12 protein-coding genes and 2 other annotated features are annotated in these 14,771 nt (G+C 37.7%); of the genes, 5 read left to right on the forward strand and 7 right to left on the reverse strand.

Annotated features, from left to right (window positions below):
* Positions 1 to 100: 100 nt before the first annotated feature.
* Positions 101 to 1,552 (reverse strand): cardiolipin synthase, encoded by a 1,452-nt coding sequence (gene cls / locus JUD45_RS06445; RefSeq protein ID WP_138727240.1) that lies wholly within the window; start codon positions 1,550 to 1,552, stop codon positions 101 to 103.
* A 106-nt stretch (positions 1,553 to 1,658) separates the two neighbouring features.
* Between cls and JUD45_RS06450 the strand changes: the two genes are divergently transcribed.
* Positions 1,659 to 2,621, forward strand: a complete 963-nt coding sequence (locus JUD45_RS06450; RefSeq protein ID WP_187155835.1) for a baeRF3 domain-containing protein — start codon at positions 1,659 to 1,661, stop codon at positions 2,619 to 2,621.
* Between the two features lie 45 nt (positions 2,622 to 2,666).
* On the opposite strand, the gene JUD45_RS06455 is transcribed toward JUD45_RS06450, so the two are convergent.
* Together JUD45_RS06455 and JUD45_RS06460 are read right to left on the reverse strand one after the other, a co-directional pair.
* Positions 2,667 to 4,289, reverse strand: a complete 1,623-nt coding sequence (locus JUD45_RS06455) for a peptide ABC transporter substrate-binding protein (RefSeq protein ID WP_203619875.1) — start codon at positions 4,287 to 4,289, stop codon at positions 2,667 to 2,669.
* Positions 4,290 to 4,301: 12 nt separating this feature from the next.
* A complete protein-coding gene (locus JUD45_RS06460) occupies positions 4,302 to 5,489 on the reverse strand; it encodes a metal-dependent hydrolase family protein (RefSeq protein ID WP_203619876.1) in 1,188 nt (395 codons plus the stop codon).
* Positions 5,490 to 5,707: 218 nt separating this feature from the next.
* Positions 5,708 to 5,959: a binding site (T-box leader), on the reverse strand.
* A 247-nt stretch (positions 5,960 to 6,206) separates the two neighbouring features.
* On the opposite strand from JUD45_RS06460, the gene JUD45_RS06465 reads away from it, so the two are divergent.
* Positions 6,207 to 6,596, forward strand: a complete 390-nt coding sequence (locus JUD45_RS06465) for a hypothetical protein (protein WP_053792221.1) — start codon at positions 6,207 to 6,209, stop codon at positions 6,594 to 6,596.
* A gap of 36 nt (positions 6,597 to 6,632) precedes the next feature.
* Here the strand turns inward: JUD45_RS06465 and JUD45_RS06470 are convergent, their stop codons facing one another.
* Complete coding sequence (locus JUD45_RS06470; RefSeq protein ID WP_203619877.1) at positions 6,633 to 7,826, reverse strand: homoserine dehydrogenase; 1,194 nt, start codon at positions 7,824 to 7,826, stop codon at positions 6,633 to 6,635.
* Between the two features lie 38 nt (positions 7,827 to 7,864).
* Entirely contained in the window at positions 7,865 to 9,049 is a 1,185-nt protein-coding gene (locus JUD45_RS06475; protein WP_138727243.1) for a trans-sulfuration enzyme family protein, read from the reverse strand.
* Positions 9,050 to 9,857: 808 nt separating this feature from the next.
* Here JUD45_RS06475 and JUD45_RS06480 point away from each other — a divergent pair.
* The 3 genes from JUD45_RS06480 (at position 9,858) to metF (ending at position 14,121) form a co-directional block, all read left to right on the forward strand.
* Entirely contained in the window at positions 9,858 to 10,640 is a 783-nt protein-coding gene (locus JUD45_RS06480) for a homoserine O-acetyltransferase/O-succinyltransferase family protein (RefSeq protein WP_138727244.1), read from the forward strand.
* Positions 10,639 to 10,882, forward strand: a binding site (T-box leader). It overlaps the preceding gene by 2 nt.
* A 70-nt stretch (positions 10,883 to 10,952) precedes the next feature.
* Positions 10,953 to 13,211: a 5-methyltetrahydropteroyltriglutamate--homocysteine S-methyltransferase gene (gene metE / locus JUD45_RS06485; protein ID WP_203619878.1), complete on the forward strand. Its 2,259-nt coding sequence runs from the start codon at positions 10,953 to 10,955 to the stop codon at positions 13,209 to 13,211.
* Position 13,212: 1 nt separating this feature from the next.
* Positions 13,213 to 14,121 carry a methylenetetrahydrofolate reductase [NAD(P)H] gene (gene metF, locus JUD45_RS06490; protein WP_187155838.1) on the forward strand — a complete coding sequence of 303 codons (909 nt, stop codon included), beginning with the start codon at positions 13,213 to 13,215 and terminating at the stop codon, positions 14,119 to 14,121.
* Between the two features lie 64 nt (positions 14,122 to 14,185).
* Here the strand turns inward: metF and JUD45_RS06495 are convergent, their stop codons facing one another.
* Together JUD45_RS06495 and JUD45_RS06500 are read right to left on the reverse strand one after the other, a co-directional pair.
* Positions 14,186 to 14,542, reverse strand: a complete 357-nt coding sequence (locus JUD45_RS06495; RefSeq protein ID WP_041152689.1) for a YisL family protein — start codon at positions 14,540 to 14,542, stop codon at positions 14,186 to 14,188.
* Positions 14,543 to 14,560: 18 nt separating this feature from the next.
* Complete coding sequence (locus JUD45_RS06500; protein WP_034530593.1) at positions 14,561 to 14,743, reverse strand: DUF6440 family protein; 183 nt, start codon at positions 14,741 to 14,743, stop codon at positions 14,561 to 14,563.
* Positions 14,744 to 14,771 lie beyond the last annotated feature (28 nt).

The raw sequence follows: 14,771 nt of genomic DNA on the forward strand, positions 1-14,771 counted from the left end.
GCTAATTTTAATTCTTTAGAAAACATAAAAGAACCCCTTAGGTTAGATTTCTCCAACTCAAGGGGTTCAGTTCACCCACAAAATGTGGGATTTTTTTAGTTTATAAAATTGGTGAGAATAAGCGACTGAATACTTGTTTGAATTTCAACCAACGTGATTGTTTTTCAAAGTCCGCATAAGTCATTAATTTACTGCTTCTAATGTCGTTAACGTAGATTGAGTGTAATTGTTCAGCCAATCCTTCGTCGTAGATAAACGCGTTAATTTCGAAGTTTAATTTAAAACTTCTAAAGTCCATGTTGGCGGAACCAACGGATGCGATTTTACCATCGACTAGAACGGTCTTGGCGTGAATAAATCCATCTTCGTAGAAGTAAATTTTGACACCATATTTTGATAATTGTTTTGCATAGTATTGCGTTGCACGATATACAAATGGGTGATCAGGCATGCATGGCACCATGATTCTAATATCGACACCCGACATAGCTGCTGTTCTGATAGCGTCTAGTGCACTATCGTCTGGAATCAAGTAAGGTGATTGAATCCAGCAGTAGTTCTTGGCATTTTGAATCATCTTGATGTAACCCAATTTAATTTGTTGTAAATCAGAGTTGGGACCACTTGATACGACTTGGATATTGGTAGAACCTTCTTGATATACCTTAGGGAAGTAGAAACCTTTAGTTTCTTTCACATCAATCTTGTGTTCCATATCGGTAACATTCCAGTCCAAGATAAATTGGGCTTGTAGGTGATGAACGGCTGAACCGGCGATTCTCAAGTGAGTATCACGCCAGTTTCCGAACTTCTTCTTACGACCTAGGTATTGGTCTCCAATGTTAAAACCACCGATGTATCCGTACTTACCATCGATAACCACAATCTTTCTGTGATCTCTAAAGTTCAAACGGAAGTCCATTACGGCTGAGTGGGTGTGTAGGAATGGTTCTACAAATCCACCGGCTTCACGCAATGGGTCGAAGAAATGGTGCTTGTTTCCCATTGAACCCCAACTATCATAGATAACGTGGATTTTAACGCCTTCTTTAGCCTTCTTAATCAACTCTTTTAAAACACGATGACCAATTCTGTCATCATAGAAGGTATAAAATTCAATGTTAATTGAACTTTTCGCGTTTTTAATATCGGAAATGATGCAATCAAACAAGTGATTACCTTCAGTGAATACCTTAACGTGGTTTCTTCTAGATAGGTCAGTTACATCTGAGGTCTTGAACAACTTAACAAGCGTTCTATATGAGTATGAGACCTCATCAGCTCTGATTTTTTCTGGATTGTTATGTATTTTGCTTTGTTCTTTTAGGATGTCATACATCAACTTATTGTCTTTGTATTGAAAACGGAATAAGCGTTTCTTAGGTAGTTTTCTACCAACGAATGCATAAATCATAAAGCCAAGCACAGGTAGGAATGAAAGGACTAATAACCATGCCCATGTAGCGGCAATATCACGTTCTTCTCTAAAGACTGTAATCAATGCCAAAATTTCATTAATTAAGACAATGAAATATAGGATGTTTAAAAGCATAATTATCCCTCCTCTAAGCTTAATATAGCATAATTATAGCACAATATATTTCGCTTTTAGTTCATCATGATATACTATAAACATATAAATCTAAGGAGGTTAGACTATGACGTCGACAATCGAGCTTAGAAACACCCTAACTTTGGACTATGAAGTAGGGCCATTCATCTCACTAATTGTTTCATTTAACGAAATTAGTAACAAAAATAATTATTTAAATTTAATCGAAACTGTGAAAGCAGAATTCATTAAAAAACACGACGAAAATATCTGGCCAAGATACGAAAGAAAGTTAAGAAGATTCAACTTTGATCGCGCAAAACACATCGGAAATGGTTCTGGTGTTGCACTATACGTTAGTTTTAAGGCTATCCATTCCTTTGACTTAACCCAACCAGTTAAGACCCAAATTTCAATTGATGACACCATGAACGTGGCTCAATTAATCAAAGAAATTGAAAGCCAACTTCACTACCGCGTTTTAATCCTACGTGATAATGACTTCAAACTACTACGTGTTGATAATGGTCATTTTAGTATCTTAAATCTAGTGAACAAGCCAATTCCAGTCCTTGTAAATAACGATAAAAACAAGTACTTCGTGTTGGTAAAAGAATACCTAAGCGATTTATTTGATGACGATGACTACCTACAAACAGTAGTGGTTTCCAGCGAAGAAAATCGTAAGTTATTCAACGAATTAACTGACCAAAAGACATTTGCTAAAGACATCGTAAGTAATGTTGATATGAACGATCTTGGTCCTGATAAGATTTCTGAAATGATTGATGAATTGAACCAACAATTCTTTGATAAGTTAGCAAACGACAACAAAATTAAATACGAAAAAGCTAGCGATCACCACTTAGTCGCAACCGATTTACGCGATATCATTTCAAACGCCCTATCCGGTAAGATTGATACTCTATACATTAGCGAAGAAAGCTACAACAAGACTTTAAACGATTTAGCAATCACTACCATTGGTTTCGCAGGAAACGTTCTACTACTTCCAAAGAGCCAAATGCCAATGAACTTGGACTACGCTGCAATCACATTGAAGTTTTAATGCAATAAAAAAAGACCTAGATTTCTAGGTCTTTTTTTGTTTTGGTTATTCTACATAACCATGTGAGAAGTCCCAACTACCAACTGGGTTAAAGGTAACACCATTGACGTTAGTCTTTAATGCAACTGGGTTAGATGTTTGGTAGAAAGGTACCGCACCTACTTCTTTGTTTACTAGCTTACCTGCCTTAACTAAATCATCCCATCTCTTAGCTGGGTTATTAGCGTCTACAGTGTTTGACTTGTTGATGTAGTTATCAAATTCAGCATTTTGCCACTTACTAAAGTTGATTGAACTATTTGATGTTCTGATACTCAAGGCTGAGATTGGATCAGCATAACCTGGGTCCCATCCAGTTACTACTAAATCAAAGTTGCTGCTAAATAATCTTGAGATTCTTTGTTGGCGAGGAAGGTTAACGTTGCTTACTTTCAATCCAGGTAATTTTTGGAATTCAGCTTGTAAGTATTCAGTTGTTGCCTTAGCAACATCGGTATCGTCGTAGGTTAAGGTTAGGTTCAAAGACTTCTTACCGACTTCTTTTAGTCCTTCCTTCCATAGCTTCTTAGCTTTGTCTAAGTTGTAATCAGCAGTTCCTTTTACATATGCTGCTGCAGCATAATCCTTGCCCTTGTAGTTAGCTAGACCATCAGCAACAAATCCCTTGGTTGGGTTTGAGCCATCCCCTAATACATCTGTTACATAGTCCTTTCTATCGATTGCTAAAGATAGTGCTTCTCTTAGTTTTAAGTTCTTAAATTCAGGATCTTTTTGTTCATTTAATTCTAAATAGTTTGAATACATAGTTTTGTACGTATGTAATTCTTTAGAACCCTTAAAGTTCTTTACTTGTTGTTTTCCAGAAAGTGAAAGTTCGTCCAATGAACCAGTTTGATATTCATTTAGGCCTGTTTGTTGGTCTTTTACAACCTTCATGTTTACCTTGTTCAAACGAACAGTTGAGGCATCGTAATATTTTTTGTTCTTAGCTAATGTCCAAGAATCGTTGGTTCCTGTCCATCCTGTAACGGTAAATGGTCCGTTGTATACTTGTGTGCTGCTTGAAGTACCGTATTTCTTACCGTACTTAACAGCAACCTTTTTATCTTGTGGGAAGAAGGCGGAACTAGTCAAAAGTTTCTTAAAGTATGTTTGTGGTGATGATAATTTAACCACGAAAGTGTATTTATTTGGTGCACTAACCCCTAGTTTGTCGGGACTTAGTTTACCGGTGCTAACTTCTTTGTAGTTAAGTAAGTGATCCATTAAATATGCATCTTGAGAAGCGGTCTTTGGATCGACAGTTCTTTGGAAACCATAGACGAAGTCGGCGGCAGTAACGGGGTCGCCATTGCTCCATTTTGATTTTCTCAAATCAAATGTATATGTCTTTCCATCCTTTGATACCTTCATGCTCTTAGCCACGCCATATTCATATTTGTTGGCTGATGGACTAAAGAATAAACCTCTATCGACATTATTTAATGTTGTGGAACTAGTGATATCAACACATTTTGATGGATCCAAAGTGATTAGATTCGCGTTTTGCATCCAGTTTAATGATTGAGTTTTCGCACCCTTTGATTGGGATGATGAATTACCACATGCTGCAAGTGATAATGTGACTGTTGCTAAAAATGGTAGTAGTAATAATTTTGATTTTTTCATATTCGATTCCCCCTAGTACACCTTTTGGCCAAGTTTATATACAGATTTATCTGCTTGTTGAACGGCTTTAACGTCTGCCAATGGATCGTTTTCTAGCACTAAGAAATCGGCATACTTGCCGGCTTCCAATGTTCCATAATCATCCAAGTGCATTAGTTCAGCTGAATGTCTTGAAGTAGATAATGCTTCAAAATTAGTGAAGCCTTCTTTTTCGACCATCAATTGAAATTCAACCGGTGTTTTAGAAAAATCGTTGTAAGGAGTACCAGCGTCTGTCCCTAAGGTAACCTTTACACCACTTTCCTTAGCGTGGCGAACGTTTTTGTAGATGTCGTTTAGGGCATTCAAAAGTTTATTTAGTTCCCACTTTGGTAGTGTGTCTTTACCATATTCGGCAATGCACCAAGCAGAAACTAGTGTAGGTGTTAGGTAGGTATTATGTTCTTTCATCAACACGATTTCTTCATCGTTAACATAAAAACCATGTTCCACTGAATCAACTCCCGCCTTGATGGCGTTCATGATTCCGGGATTTCCTTCGGCATGAGCTGCAACTACGGCGTGCTTGTTGTGACTTTCGTATACGGCAACTTTTAGTTCTTCTAAGGTTAATTGTGCTTCGTCCATGTAGTCACCAGGTGACATCACACCTCCGGTAGCCATGACCTTGGTACATTGGGCACCATGTTTAAAATTATTTCTAACTGCTTTTCTCATTTCGTCTGGAGAATCTACGGTTACTCCACTATGAGGTGCATCCCCGTGTCCACCAGTCATAGTCAAAGCTCTACCAGATGCCATCATTTCAGGCACCTTAGTCAATTTATTAGTTCTTTGTAGTTTAGCTAATGTTGCATCTAAACCATAAAGGCTACCGCATTCTCTTACATATGTAACCCCTGATTTAAGTAGCGCTCTTAGACTGTCTACCGCACGGACAGTTGCGGTAGTTTGATCAGCGTCAGGATTTCCGTCGGATGTATCTGAGTCTAAAGTGATATGGGTGTGACAATTTACCAATCCTGGCATTACAAATTGACCTTTTAGATCGACTTGTTTGTCACTGTCTTGTTTTGTCGCGTCTTCACCGAATGCTAAAAACTTTCCGGTGTCTTCATCAACTAACATTGATGTGTTTTTGTATGTCTTATCTTCAAATCCGTTAAATAAATTGAAGTTTGTATATAGAGTTTTACTCATGATTAAATCCTCCTAAAGTTAACACCTCAAGGGATAAATCATAGATAGCAACTGCAGTTTTCTTAAAACTATGTATGTTTACCGCCTAATATTGGCGTTATTGTAAAAATTTAAACTAGTTACGATTCGCATTTAAAATGCCACTAATGTCAGATTTCATTTCCATCACCTCCTTAAATTGAGCAAATAAAAAAGCGCCCCAATTTCGCATACACGAAATAAAGGGCGCTTGCGCGCGGTACCACCTTTTTGTTATATCGATTCAAAATTAATTTTATAAAGATAAACGATATATCTCAAACAAACCCGTTGATTTGCAGATTCTGTAATGGGAATTCCCAGCCGAGACTACTTTATTTGCCTGGCAGCTCATAGATGATTTTCATTTCAAACATTGTTAATCCCTTTCACCAAACGGAATCTCTCTAAAAACGTGGTCCGAAATTACTCTTTCTATTCTTCGCTTTTGTATTTATCTTTAATCGTATTCTAATACTTTTATAATGATTGTCAAACTAAATGTCTAATTTTTCGTAAATATTTCTATATTTTTGCAATTAGTATCCCTTATGTGAGATACTATCATAGGTGTTACATGAATTTTTTCTGTAACCCCCATTTAATGACATTATAAATGAAAAAACTACACACGTTTTTAGATGTTTGTACTAGAATAATCTAAACGCATTATCTGAATTAGGAGAGGATTTTTTAACAATGTCAGACATACAACTAAGACCTATTATTAACGAATGGGCAAGAGACTTTAGCGATGAAATCGTTGATTTACATTACGTTAAAGAACAATTATCAGATGCACAATTTGATAACTTTATGAAACAAGTTAAGGCATTAGATTTATTAACTAATACCGAAGCTTACAAGATTATTTACGATGCAGCTAAAAACGATTTGGAACTAAACCACATCGATGATTTAGCAAACCGTACCAATCAACTACAACGTTTGATTGAAATTACTGGTGAATACAGCGATCAACCAAAATATGTTTTATTCGCAAACATGTTCGAAAACGCTGGTGTATCAACTGATGATACTTTCGCCCGTCTAACATATGCAGAACTTGCATTACAAGATTTTGAATAAGAAAACAAATAAGAGCGCCTAATATAGGCGCTCTTTTTATTTTTCAATCCATGGATTGTATGCTCCACCACTGATACAGGCAAAGAAAATGCCATTATCTTCAATGGATAATTCGTTAACAACATCATGAATCTTTTGAGTATCAATTGCGGAAATATGGTAGTAATTACCGTCTTTTTGAATGTCATATTCTGGTAGTTTTGATTCTAAATCTGCACTGGTTCTAACGACGTAATTCTTTTTCTTGGTAGTGTTATCCAAAGAAAATTCTTCGTTAAAATCACGTTTTAAGTGCACATTATTAGCCTTTAAATCTAAGATATCTTGCACTAAAGCGTGGGCAGTTGGAAATTCACCCGCACCCTGGCCATTAAAGGTTAGTTTACCGATTGTTGTTCCACGTAAACCGACGAAATTGTAGTTATCATGGATTCCGGCTTCAATTTGTCCGGGAGTATATAAAGTTGGTTCAACCACAAAGTTAAAACTGTTGTTTTTCTTGAAACTACGACCCAGTAATTTCACGATTAAATTGTGTTTTTTAAAGTACTTAATATCCTCATCGGTAATGTTTCTAATCCCAAATTTTAATAGGTGGTCACCTGGTTTCACAAAGGTGTTGTAGGCAATGTCCACACTAATACATAATTTATTTTCGATGTCGTATCCATCGATATCTGCACTCGGATTGGCTTCTGCGTATCCTAAGTCTTGAGCATCTTTTAGGACTTTATCGAAACTTTGACCAGTCTTAGTCATAGTATCCAAAATGTAGTTACTAGTTCCGTTTAGGATTCCGTGAATCGAATCAATTTGGTCGATGCGAAGTGCTCTTTCCAAATTAATAATCCAAGGAATTCCACCACCAACGGCTGATTCAAAGTAGAATTTTACACCATTTTCTTCAGCGATTTCATCAAATTCTTTCAAGTTTCTCGCCACGACCGCTTTGTTAGCTGTCACAACGTTCTTGCCATGTTTTAATGCATCGATGATCATTGTCTTAGCGGGTTCTAGTCCACCTAGTACTTCCACGACTACATCGACTTCTTCATCATTTAAAATCGTTGCGTAATCATCCACAAATAGTTCGTTTTGATTCACCTTTTCCGGACGAACAAATACATATTTGACTGATAAATCCTTTTCAAATGGATGCAAAGCGCTGTCTTGAATAATCTTTAAGACTCCACTTCCGACGGTACCATGACCTAAGATTGCAATTTTCATAGTGCAAGCCTCCTTTTTTGCTTTGGCTTTATTATATCTTATTTAGCGGATTCTACCGCGGTTAATTTTTTCGCCTTAGCAAATGCTTGCTCTAAATCTGCAATTAAATCTTCTGGATCTTCCAGTCCGACTGATAAACGAACCAGTTGTGGTGTGATACCAACCTTGTTTCTTTCTTCAACCGGTAATTCAGCATGAGTCATGTAGTATGGAAGTTCAATCAAGCTTTCAACTGAACCTAAACTAACCGCTAACCAGATTAATTCTGGACTGTTGACAAACGCCTTTGGATCAACCTTATCGCTTAATTCAAAAGTAATCACTCCACCGTATCCTTTTAGTTCAGTTCTAGCGACCTCATCAGTTTCATCACCTGCTTGTCCTGGATAGTAAATGTGAGCAACTTCGTCTGTTTTTGATTCTAAATATTCCAGTACTTTTTGGGCATTTTGAATGTGTCTGTCCAGACGAACCGACAATGTTTTAATTCCACGAATTACTAACATACAATCCTCTGGAGCTAAGATGCCACCGACTGCGTTTTGACAAAAATACAATTTATCAGCGACTTCTTCGTTATTGGTAACAACGAGTCCAGCAATCACGTCAGAATGACCACCTAGATACTTAGTGGCTGAATGGATGACAATGTCTGCACCCAATTTCAATGCTTGTTGTAAATATGGGGTTAAAAATGTGTTATCAACGATTGTGAAAATGCCATGTTTGTGGGCGATTTCTGCAACGTGTTTTACACTCGTAACTTTCATAAATGGATTATCGATGGTCTCAAAATAAATCGCCTTAGTATTAGGCTTAATCGCACTTTCGACGTCTGCTAAATCTTGAGTATCAACTTGGGTAAATTCGATATCCAAATTCTTTAAGTAGTCGTTAATCAAACGGAAAGTTCCTCCGTAAATATTCTTGCTAACGACGATGTGATCACCAGGTCTAAATAGTGTAAAGACCGCATGGATAGCAGCGCTTCCTGATGCGTATGCAAATCCGTGTTTAGCTTCTTCCAAACACGCAATTTGATCTTCTAAGTACTCTCTTGTGGGGTTCAAAGAACGTGAATAGTCATACTTATTTTCCCCATCGATATCTTTAAAGGCATATGTAGTGGATTGGTATAGTGGAACATTCACTGCGCCCGTACAGTTATCGTGAAGATTGTTTAATCCTTTTCCGTAAACTAATTTGGTGTTAAATCCTGTCATAATAAATCATCCTTTCAAAATTTTTAAATAAAAAAATCCCGCAGTCTCAAAGAGACTACGGGACGTCGGCACGTGTTACCACCCTGAATTTAAGCAGCCATCACTGACTACTACTCAACAAGTACATTAATCATAGAGGTCAGATGATTAAGATACTCTGACGCGGTAACGGGCGCACCCGAATTAGACTTACCAAAGATCGCCTAATTACTGTAATCAAAGACCATTTTCAGATTATCCGCCACGCCGAATTTCACCAAGCATCGGCTCTCTTATCGAGGCTTATAAACCTTACTCATCTCTGCAAAGTTTTTTGGTTAATTTGATTGACTCGAAGTTTACTCGTTAAATTTTGTTTGTCAAACAAGATATTCTAATTTTTGATGCAAAAAAAGTGTCTAAAAGATAGTATATAAACTTTTTTAAAATTATTTTTATTAATTTTTTCTAATAAAAATTTAATTTAACTGTTGACATTAGAAAAAACTAGGACTATCATTCAAAGCAACTTAAATATTTCAGGCGTTGAAGAGAAGAGTAACTCAAAACGATCGATTCAAAGTGAGCATCGGATAGTGAAAAGGTGCAATTGATTGTGAGTCACAGATGAGCTCTGAGTCATGATCGATAGTGCAAGCTAGAAATCCGGCAGGAACCGATACCTTCCCAGACATGTTAGTGTCGTTGAGGCTTTATTAGCAATAATAAAGCGAAGTTGGGTGGTACCGCGAAAGCTTTCGTCCCATGTATTTAGTTATACATGGAGCGAGAGCTTTTTTTGTTATAAAAAATAAAGGAGGTAAGGCCTATGGGTTGTATAAACATCCTATCTGGCTATTCACAAAATAGTAATCAAACAGTTGATGATTCCCTAGATATTTTGGTGTTAAACCTAATGCCTAATCGGCTTGAAACAGAACACCAAATTATCGATTTACTTCAACAAACCGACCTAAACATCAATTTAAATTTCTGTCGCATGGCCAGTCACCATATCAAACACTTTGATCCAGAAATTATCGAAAAATACGTCACAACCAAAGATGTTTTAAAAGATCATTTTGATGCCCTAATCGTAACCGGAGCACCGCTAGATAGAAAACATTTTAATGAGGTCGACTACTGGAATGAATTCGTTGATTTCATCAATTGGCGTAAGACCCATGTCGACACCTGCCTATTCAGTTGTTGGGCCGCTTGGGCCGCTGGAACAATCGATGGTGTCTTAACCGGCAAACAGTTGGACCAAAAGATTTACGGTGTTTATACAACCAATGGCATTACGATGCCACAATCTCGTTACTTCACCATTCCAAAAGAAAACGTTAAGGCAACTGTGCTAGCCGGAAACGACACCATCGGCGCTACTTTAATTTTTGATTCAAACACTAATTCATACTACGTCACTGGTCATCTGGAATACGGGACGAAAACTTTAGCTGAAGAGTATTTTCGCGACATCAAAAATGGTTTGGACACACAAAAACCAAACAACTACTTTGATAATCAAGATCATCCCATCAACACCTGGCATACGGATGCAACCACCTTTTACATCAATTGGTTAAACCAATTTACATCATCAAAATAAATAGATATTGAGCAGATAAGTAAGTTTATCAAACGTTAACAGAGAGCTTTGATTACGCTGAGACAAAGCACGTAAGGAAACTGAAAATGGTCTAGGAATTATCTATCGCCGTGAGTATTTGACAAACGACGTTCGGGTACGCCCGTTATCGCGTAGGAGTATTTCTTATGAAGTACTTATTGAGTGTAATGCAGTGATGCATTACAAAATCAGGGTGGTAACACGAAGATTTCGTCCCGTAGTCTACATAGACTGCGGGATTTTTTTATTCACCCATCAAATAAATTTTTATTTACCTGAGGAGGTAACATTATGAGTACAAGTATTATTGGATTCCCACGAATTGGGGAAAATCGTGAATTAAAACGTGCAACAGAAAAATATTGGAAAAAAGAAATTGATCAAGACGAACTATTAAAGATTTCCGATGAACTAAAGGAAAAGAATTGGCAAATTCAAGCAGACGCCAATTTAAGCCTAATCAGTGCTGGTGATTTTTCATTCTTCGACAATGTCTTAGATGCCACTACCCTATTGAACATCACCCCTAAACGCTATTCAGATTTAGGATTAAACCAATTAGATGAATACTTCGCCCAAGCCCGTGGTTACCAAGACGATAACCATTCTGTAAAGGCACTACCAATGAAGAAATGGTACAACACTAACTACCACTACATCGTCCCAGAAATCGACGATGATACAGAAATTAAGCTAGTTGAAACTAGATTCTTCGACGATGTGAAAAAGGCCACTGCTAAACACAGTAACGTTAAGGCTTCATTAATCGGTCCATTCACCATCATAAAACTTAGCCGCTACGTTGGTAACAAATCAGCACAAGACTTTATTGAACCAATCGTTGAAGCATACAAGGATATCTTCTCTCGACTAAATGAAATCGACATCAAGTGGCTACAAATTGATGAACCATCCCTAGTATTTGATTTAACTGCCGAAGATAAGAAACTATTCGATGACCTATACACTCGCATCTTAGCTATTCCTCATGACTTCAAGATTAATCTTCAAACCTACTTTGGAGATGTTCGTGATATCTATGAAGACTTAAACAAACTACCATTCGATGGTCTTGGTTTAGACTTTTTGGAAGGTAAACAAACTTTGGATTTAATCAAAAAATACGGTTTTGATGACAACAAGGTATTATTTGCCGGGGTTGTTAACGGTAAGAATATCTGGCGTAACGAATACAAGAAAACAATTGAACTTTTGAAGAGTTTACCAGTTAAAAACATTGTCATTTCAACTTCCTGTTCACTTCTTCATGTGCCATACACCGTTGAAAATGAAACAGAATTGAACCCAGAACTAAAACAACACCTCGCCTTCGCATACCAAAAGTTAGACGAATTACACGACTTAGACGAAAGCTTCTTCAATGGCAACACTGAACTACTTGATGCAAACGAAGCATTATTCAAAAACGTTAACCACCCTAAGGACCCAGCGGTTACAAAACGTATCGCTTCTCTAACCGATGCCGATTACACCAGATTACCAAAACGTGCTGAACGTGAAACCATCCAAAAAGATGAATTCCACTTACCAGATCTTCCAACCACTACCATCGGCTCATTCCCACAAACCAAGGATGTTAGAAAGAACCGTTCTCTATACAAACACCATGAAATTGATAAGAATCAATATGATCAATTCAACAAGGACAAGATTAAGCGCATCATCGAATGGCAAGAAGAAGCCGGTTTTGACGTCTTAGTCCACGGTGAATATGAACGAAACGACATGGTGGAATACTTCGGTGAAAACCTAGAAGGTTTTGCATTTACCAAAAAGGCTTGGGTTCAATCATACGGTACCCGTGCCGTTAAACCACCAATCATCTGGGGTGACGTTAGTCGTAGAAACCCAATCACAGTTGCTGCTTCTACATATGCCCAAAGCTTAACCGACAAACCGGTTAAGGGAATGCTTACAGGTCCCGTTACTATCTTCAACTGGTCATTCCCACGTGAAGATATCCCTGCAAAGGAATCAGTAACCCAAATTGCACTAGCAATCCAAGATGAAGTATTAGATCTTGAAAAACACGGCATCAAGATTATTCAAATCGATGAAGCCGCCCTACGTGAAAAGCTTCCACTACGTAAGAGTGACTGGTACAAGGAATACCTAGATTGGGCAATTCCAGCATTCAAATTGGTTCATAGTAAGGTCCAACCAACTACTCAAATCCACACTCATATGTGCTACAGCGAATTTAATGACATTATCAAGTCCATCGATAACATGGATGCCGATGTTATTTCATTCGAAGCATCACGTTCTGATTTATCAATCATCGATAAGTTAAAAGCCAATAACTTTGAAACAGAAGTCGGCCCTGGAGTTTACGATATTCACTCTCCACGTGTCCCTAGTCAATCTGAAATCTACAACGTTATCAGTGACATCCTAGCTAAGCTTCACGAAAGTAAGGTTTGGATTAACCCGGACTGTGGTCTAAAGACCCGTGGTGAATCAGAATCATTCGCTAGTCTAAAGAACTTCATCGCCGCCGTTCAACAAAAACGCGGAGAGTTGGGATAACATGAGTTTAAAAGATACATTTAAGAACAAAACGGTGTTCTCACTTGAGGTTTACCCCCCAAAGACACCGGAAGGAACTAAAAAATTAGTGAACGCCCTTACTGGAATTAAAAGAATCAAACCGGATTTCATTTCCATTACCCTAGGTGCTGGCGGTTCACAAAATAACAACGCTTTGGAACTATCCAGCATGATTCAAAATGATTTGAATATTCCTGCCATGGCCCACATTCCAGGAATTTATCGTTCCAAAAAAGACGTCGCTGAATTTTTGAAGCAATTAAAACAAAACAATATTAATAACGTATTAGCCCTTCGTGGTGACATCAATCCAGACGAAACGCCTGTTGGTGACTTTAATCACGCTTCTGAATTGGCAGAATTTATCAAACAACAAGGTGATTTTGATATCACCGGTGCCTGCTACCCCCAAAAGCATCCCGAATCAGTCGATTTAGTGGATGATACCCTTCATTTAAAAGAAAAAGTAGACAACGGTGTCGGTCATTTAATCACCCAAATGGTCTTTGATAATCAAGCGTTCTACGACTTTCGTCAGCGTTTGAAACTGGCCGGCATTAACGTGCCAGTAGAAGTCGGCATCATGCCCTGTACCAACTGTAATCAGATTAAACACATTACAGAATTATCTGGGTTAAAAATGCCGCAAAAGTTTGTCGACATCATGAATAAATATGCCAACAATAAAGAAGCGATGCGTGATGCCGGAATCGCCTATGCAGTTGATCAAATCGTTGATTTAGTTGCCAACGGCGTAGATGGAATTCACCTATACACTATGAATAACACTTACGTCGCTAAAAAAATTTGGGAAGCCACCCACTCCTTATTTGAAGCAACAAGCTATCAACTCCAACATCCCTCCCTATCTGGCAGCGATAACCAATAAAAAAAGCGAGTGAACATATTCGTTCACTCGCTTTTTAGTTGCGCAGATTCTGCGATAATAGTATTTAAATAAAATGAATGAATGGACGACCGCCAGCGACGATTAATCCAATCACAATTACTAGTGCGAAAACTAGGATTAAGCTCATCACCAATCCAACAGTTAACGACTTTTTAGTCTTTTGGGCATAGGCCATTTCAATCAAGCCAATTAAGAAGATGGCTGATAAAACCTTCAAAATCGTGAACATGGCATCGCGTTCAAAGGCTTTGCTAAATAGTACAATTCCCGTCACGATGAAGACTAGATAAGACACTCTAGTGGCCATCATGTAAGGCTTAAAGTTATTCTTTTTACATAGCGCGGTAATCACCAAAGCGATTAGTAGTACCGCAAAAATTAAGTGAATCCATAAAAACATGGTTTCATATTCCCCCGTTTATTTTTCTTTGTGTTCGTAATCTTGATCAATTTCAGATTCATCAACAAACAAAGTTCCGTCAGGGTTACGTAGTGGTGTTAATGTACTTCCGTATCCACCGTATTCGACACCAGTTCTTTGGTCGATGTAAATGGATACTCCTGTAAATGATTCTTCTACTAGTTTAAAACGTTTAGACAATTGATTTCCTCCTCGGATTAATTCAAAA

Source organism: Apilactobacillus nanyangensis (assembly GCF_016861915.1).
In the GTDB taxonomy this organism is placed as follows: Bacteria; Bacillota; Bacilli; order Lactobacillales; family Lactobacillaceae; genus Apilactobacillus; species Apilactobacillus nanyangensis.

Coding starts and splice junctions, on each gene's coding strand:
- JUD45_RS06470 (WP_203619877.1), bottom strand. CDS start 7,826: ATGAAAATTGCAATCTTAGGTCATGGTACCGTCGGAAGTGGAGTCTTA.
- JUD45_RS06480 (WP_138727244.1), top strand. CDS start 9,858: ATGGGTTGTATAAACATCCTATCTGGCTATTCACAAAATAGTAATCAA.
- JUD45_RS06460 (WP_203619876.1), bottom strand. CDS start 5,489: ATGAGTAAAACTCTATATACAAACTTCAATTTATTTAACGGATTTGAA.
- JUD45_RS06455 (WP_203619875.1), bottom strand. CDS start 4,289: ATGAAAAAATCAAAATTATTACTACTACCATTTTTAGCAACAGTCACA.
- JUD45_RS06495 (WP_041152689.1), bottom strand. CDS start 14,542: ATGTTTTTATGGATTCACTTAATTTTTGCGGTACTACTAATCGCTTTG.
- metF (WP_187155838.1), top strand. CDS start 13,213: ATGAGTTTAAAAGATACATTTAAGAACAAAACGGTGTTCTCACTTGAG.
- JUD45_RS06465 (WP_053792221.1), top strand. CDS start 6,207: ATGTCAGACATACAACTAAGACCTATTATTAACGAATGGGCAAGAGAC.
- cls (WP_138727240.1), bottom strand. CDS start 1,552: ATGCTTTTAAACATCCTATATTTCATTGTCTTAATTAATGAAATTTTG.
- metE (WP_203619878.1), top strand. CDS start 10,953: ATGAGTACAAGTATTATTGGATTCCCACGAATTGGGGAAAATCGTGAA.
- JUD45_RS06475 (WP_138727243.1), bottom strand. CDS start 9,049: ATGACAGGATTTAACACCAAATTAGTTTACGGAAAAGGATTAAACAAT.
- JUD45_RS06450 (WP_187155835.1), top strand. CDS start 1,659: ATGACGTCGACAATCGAGCTTAGAAACACCCTAACTTTGGACTATGAA.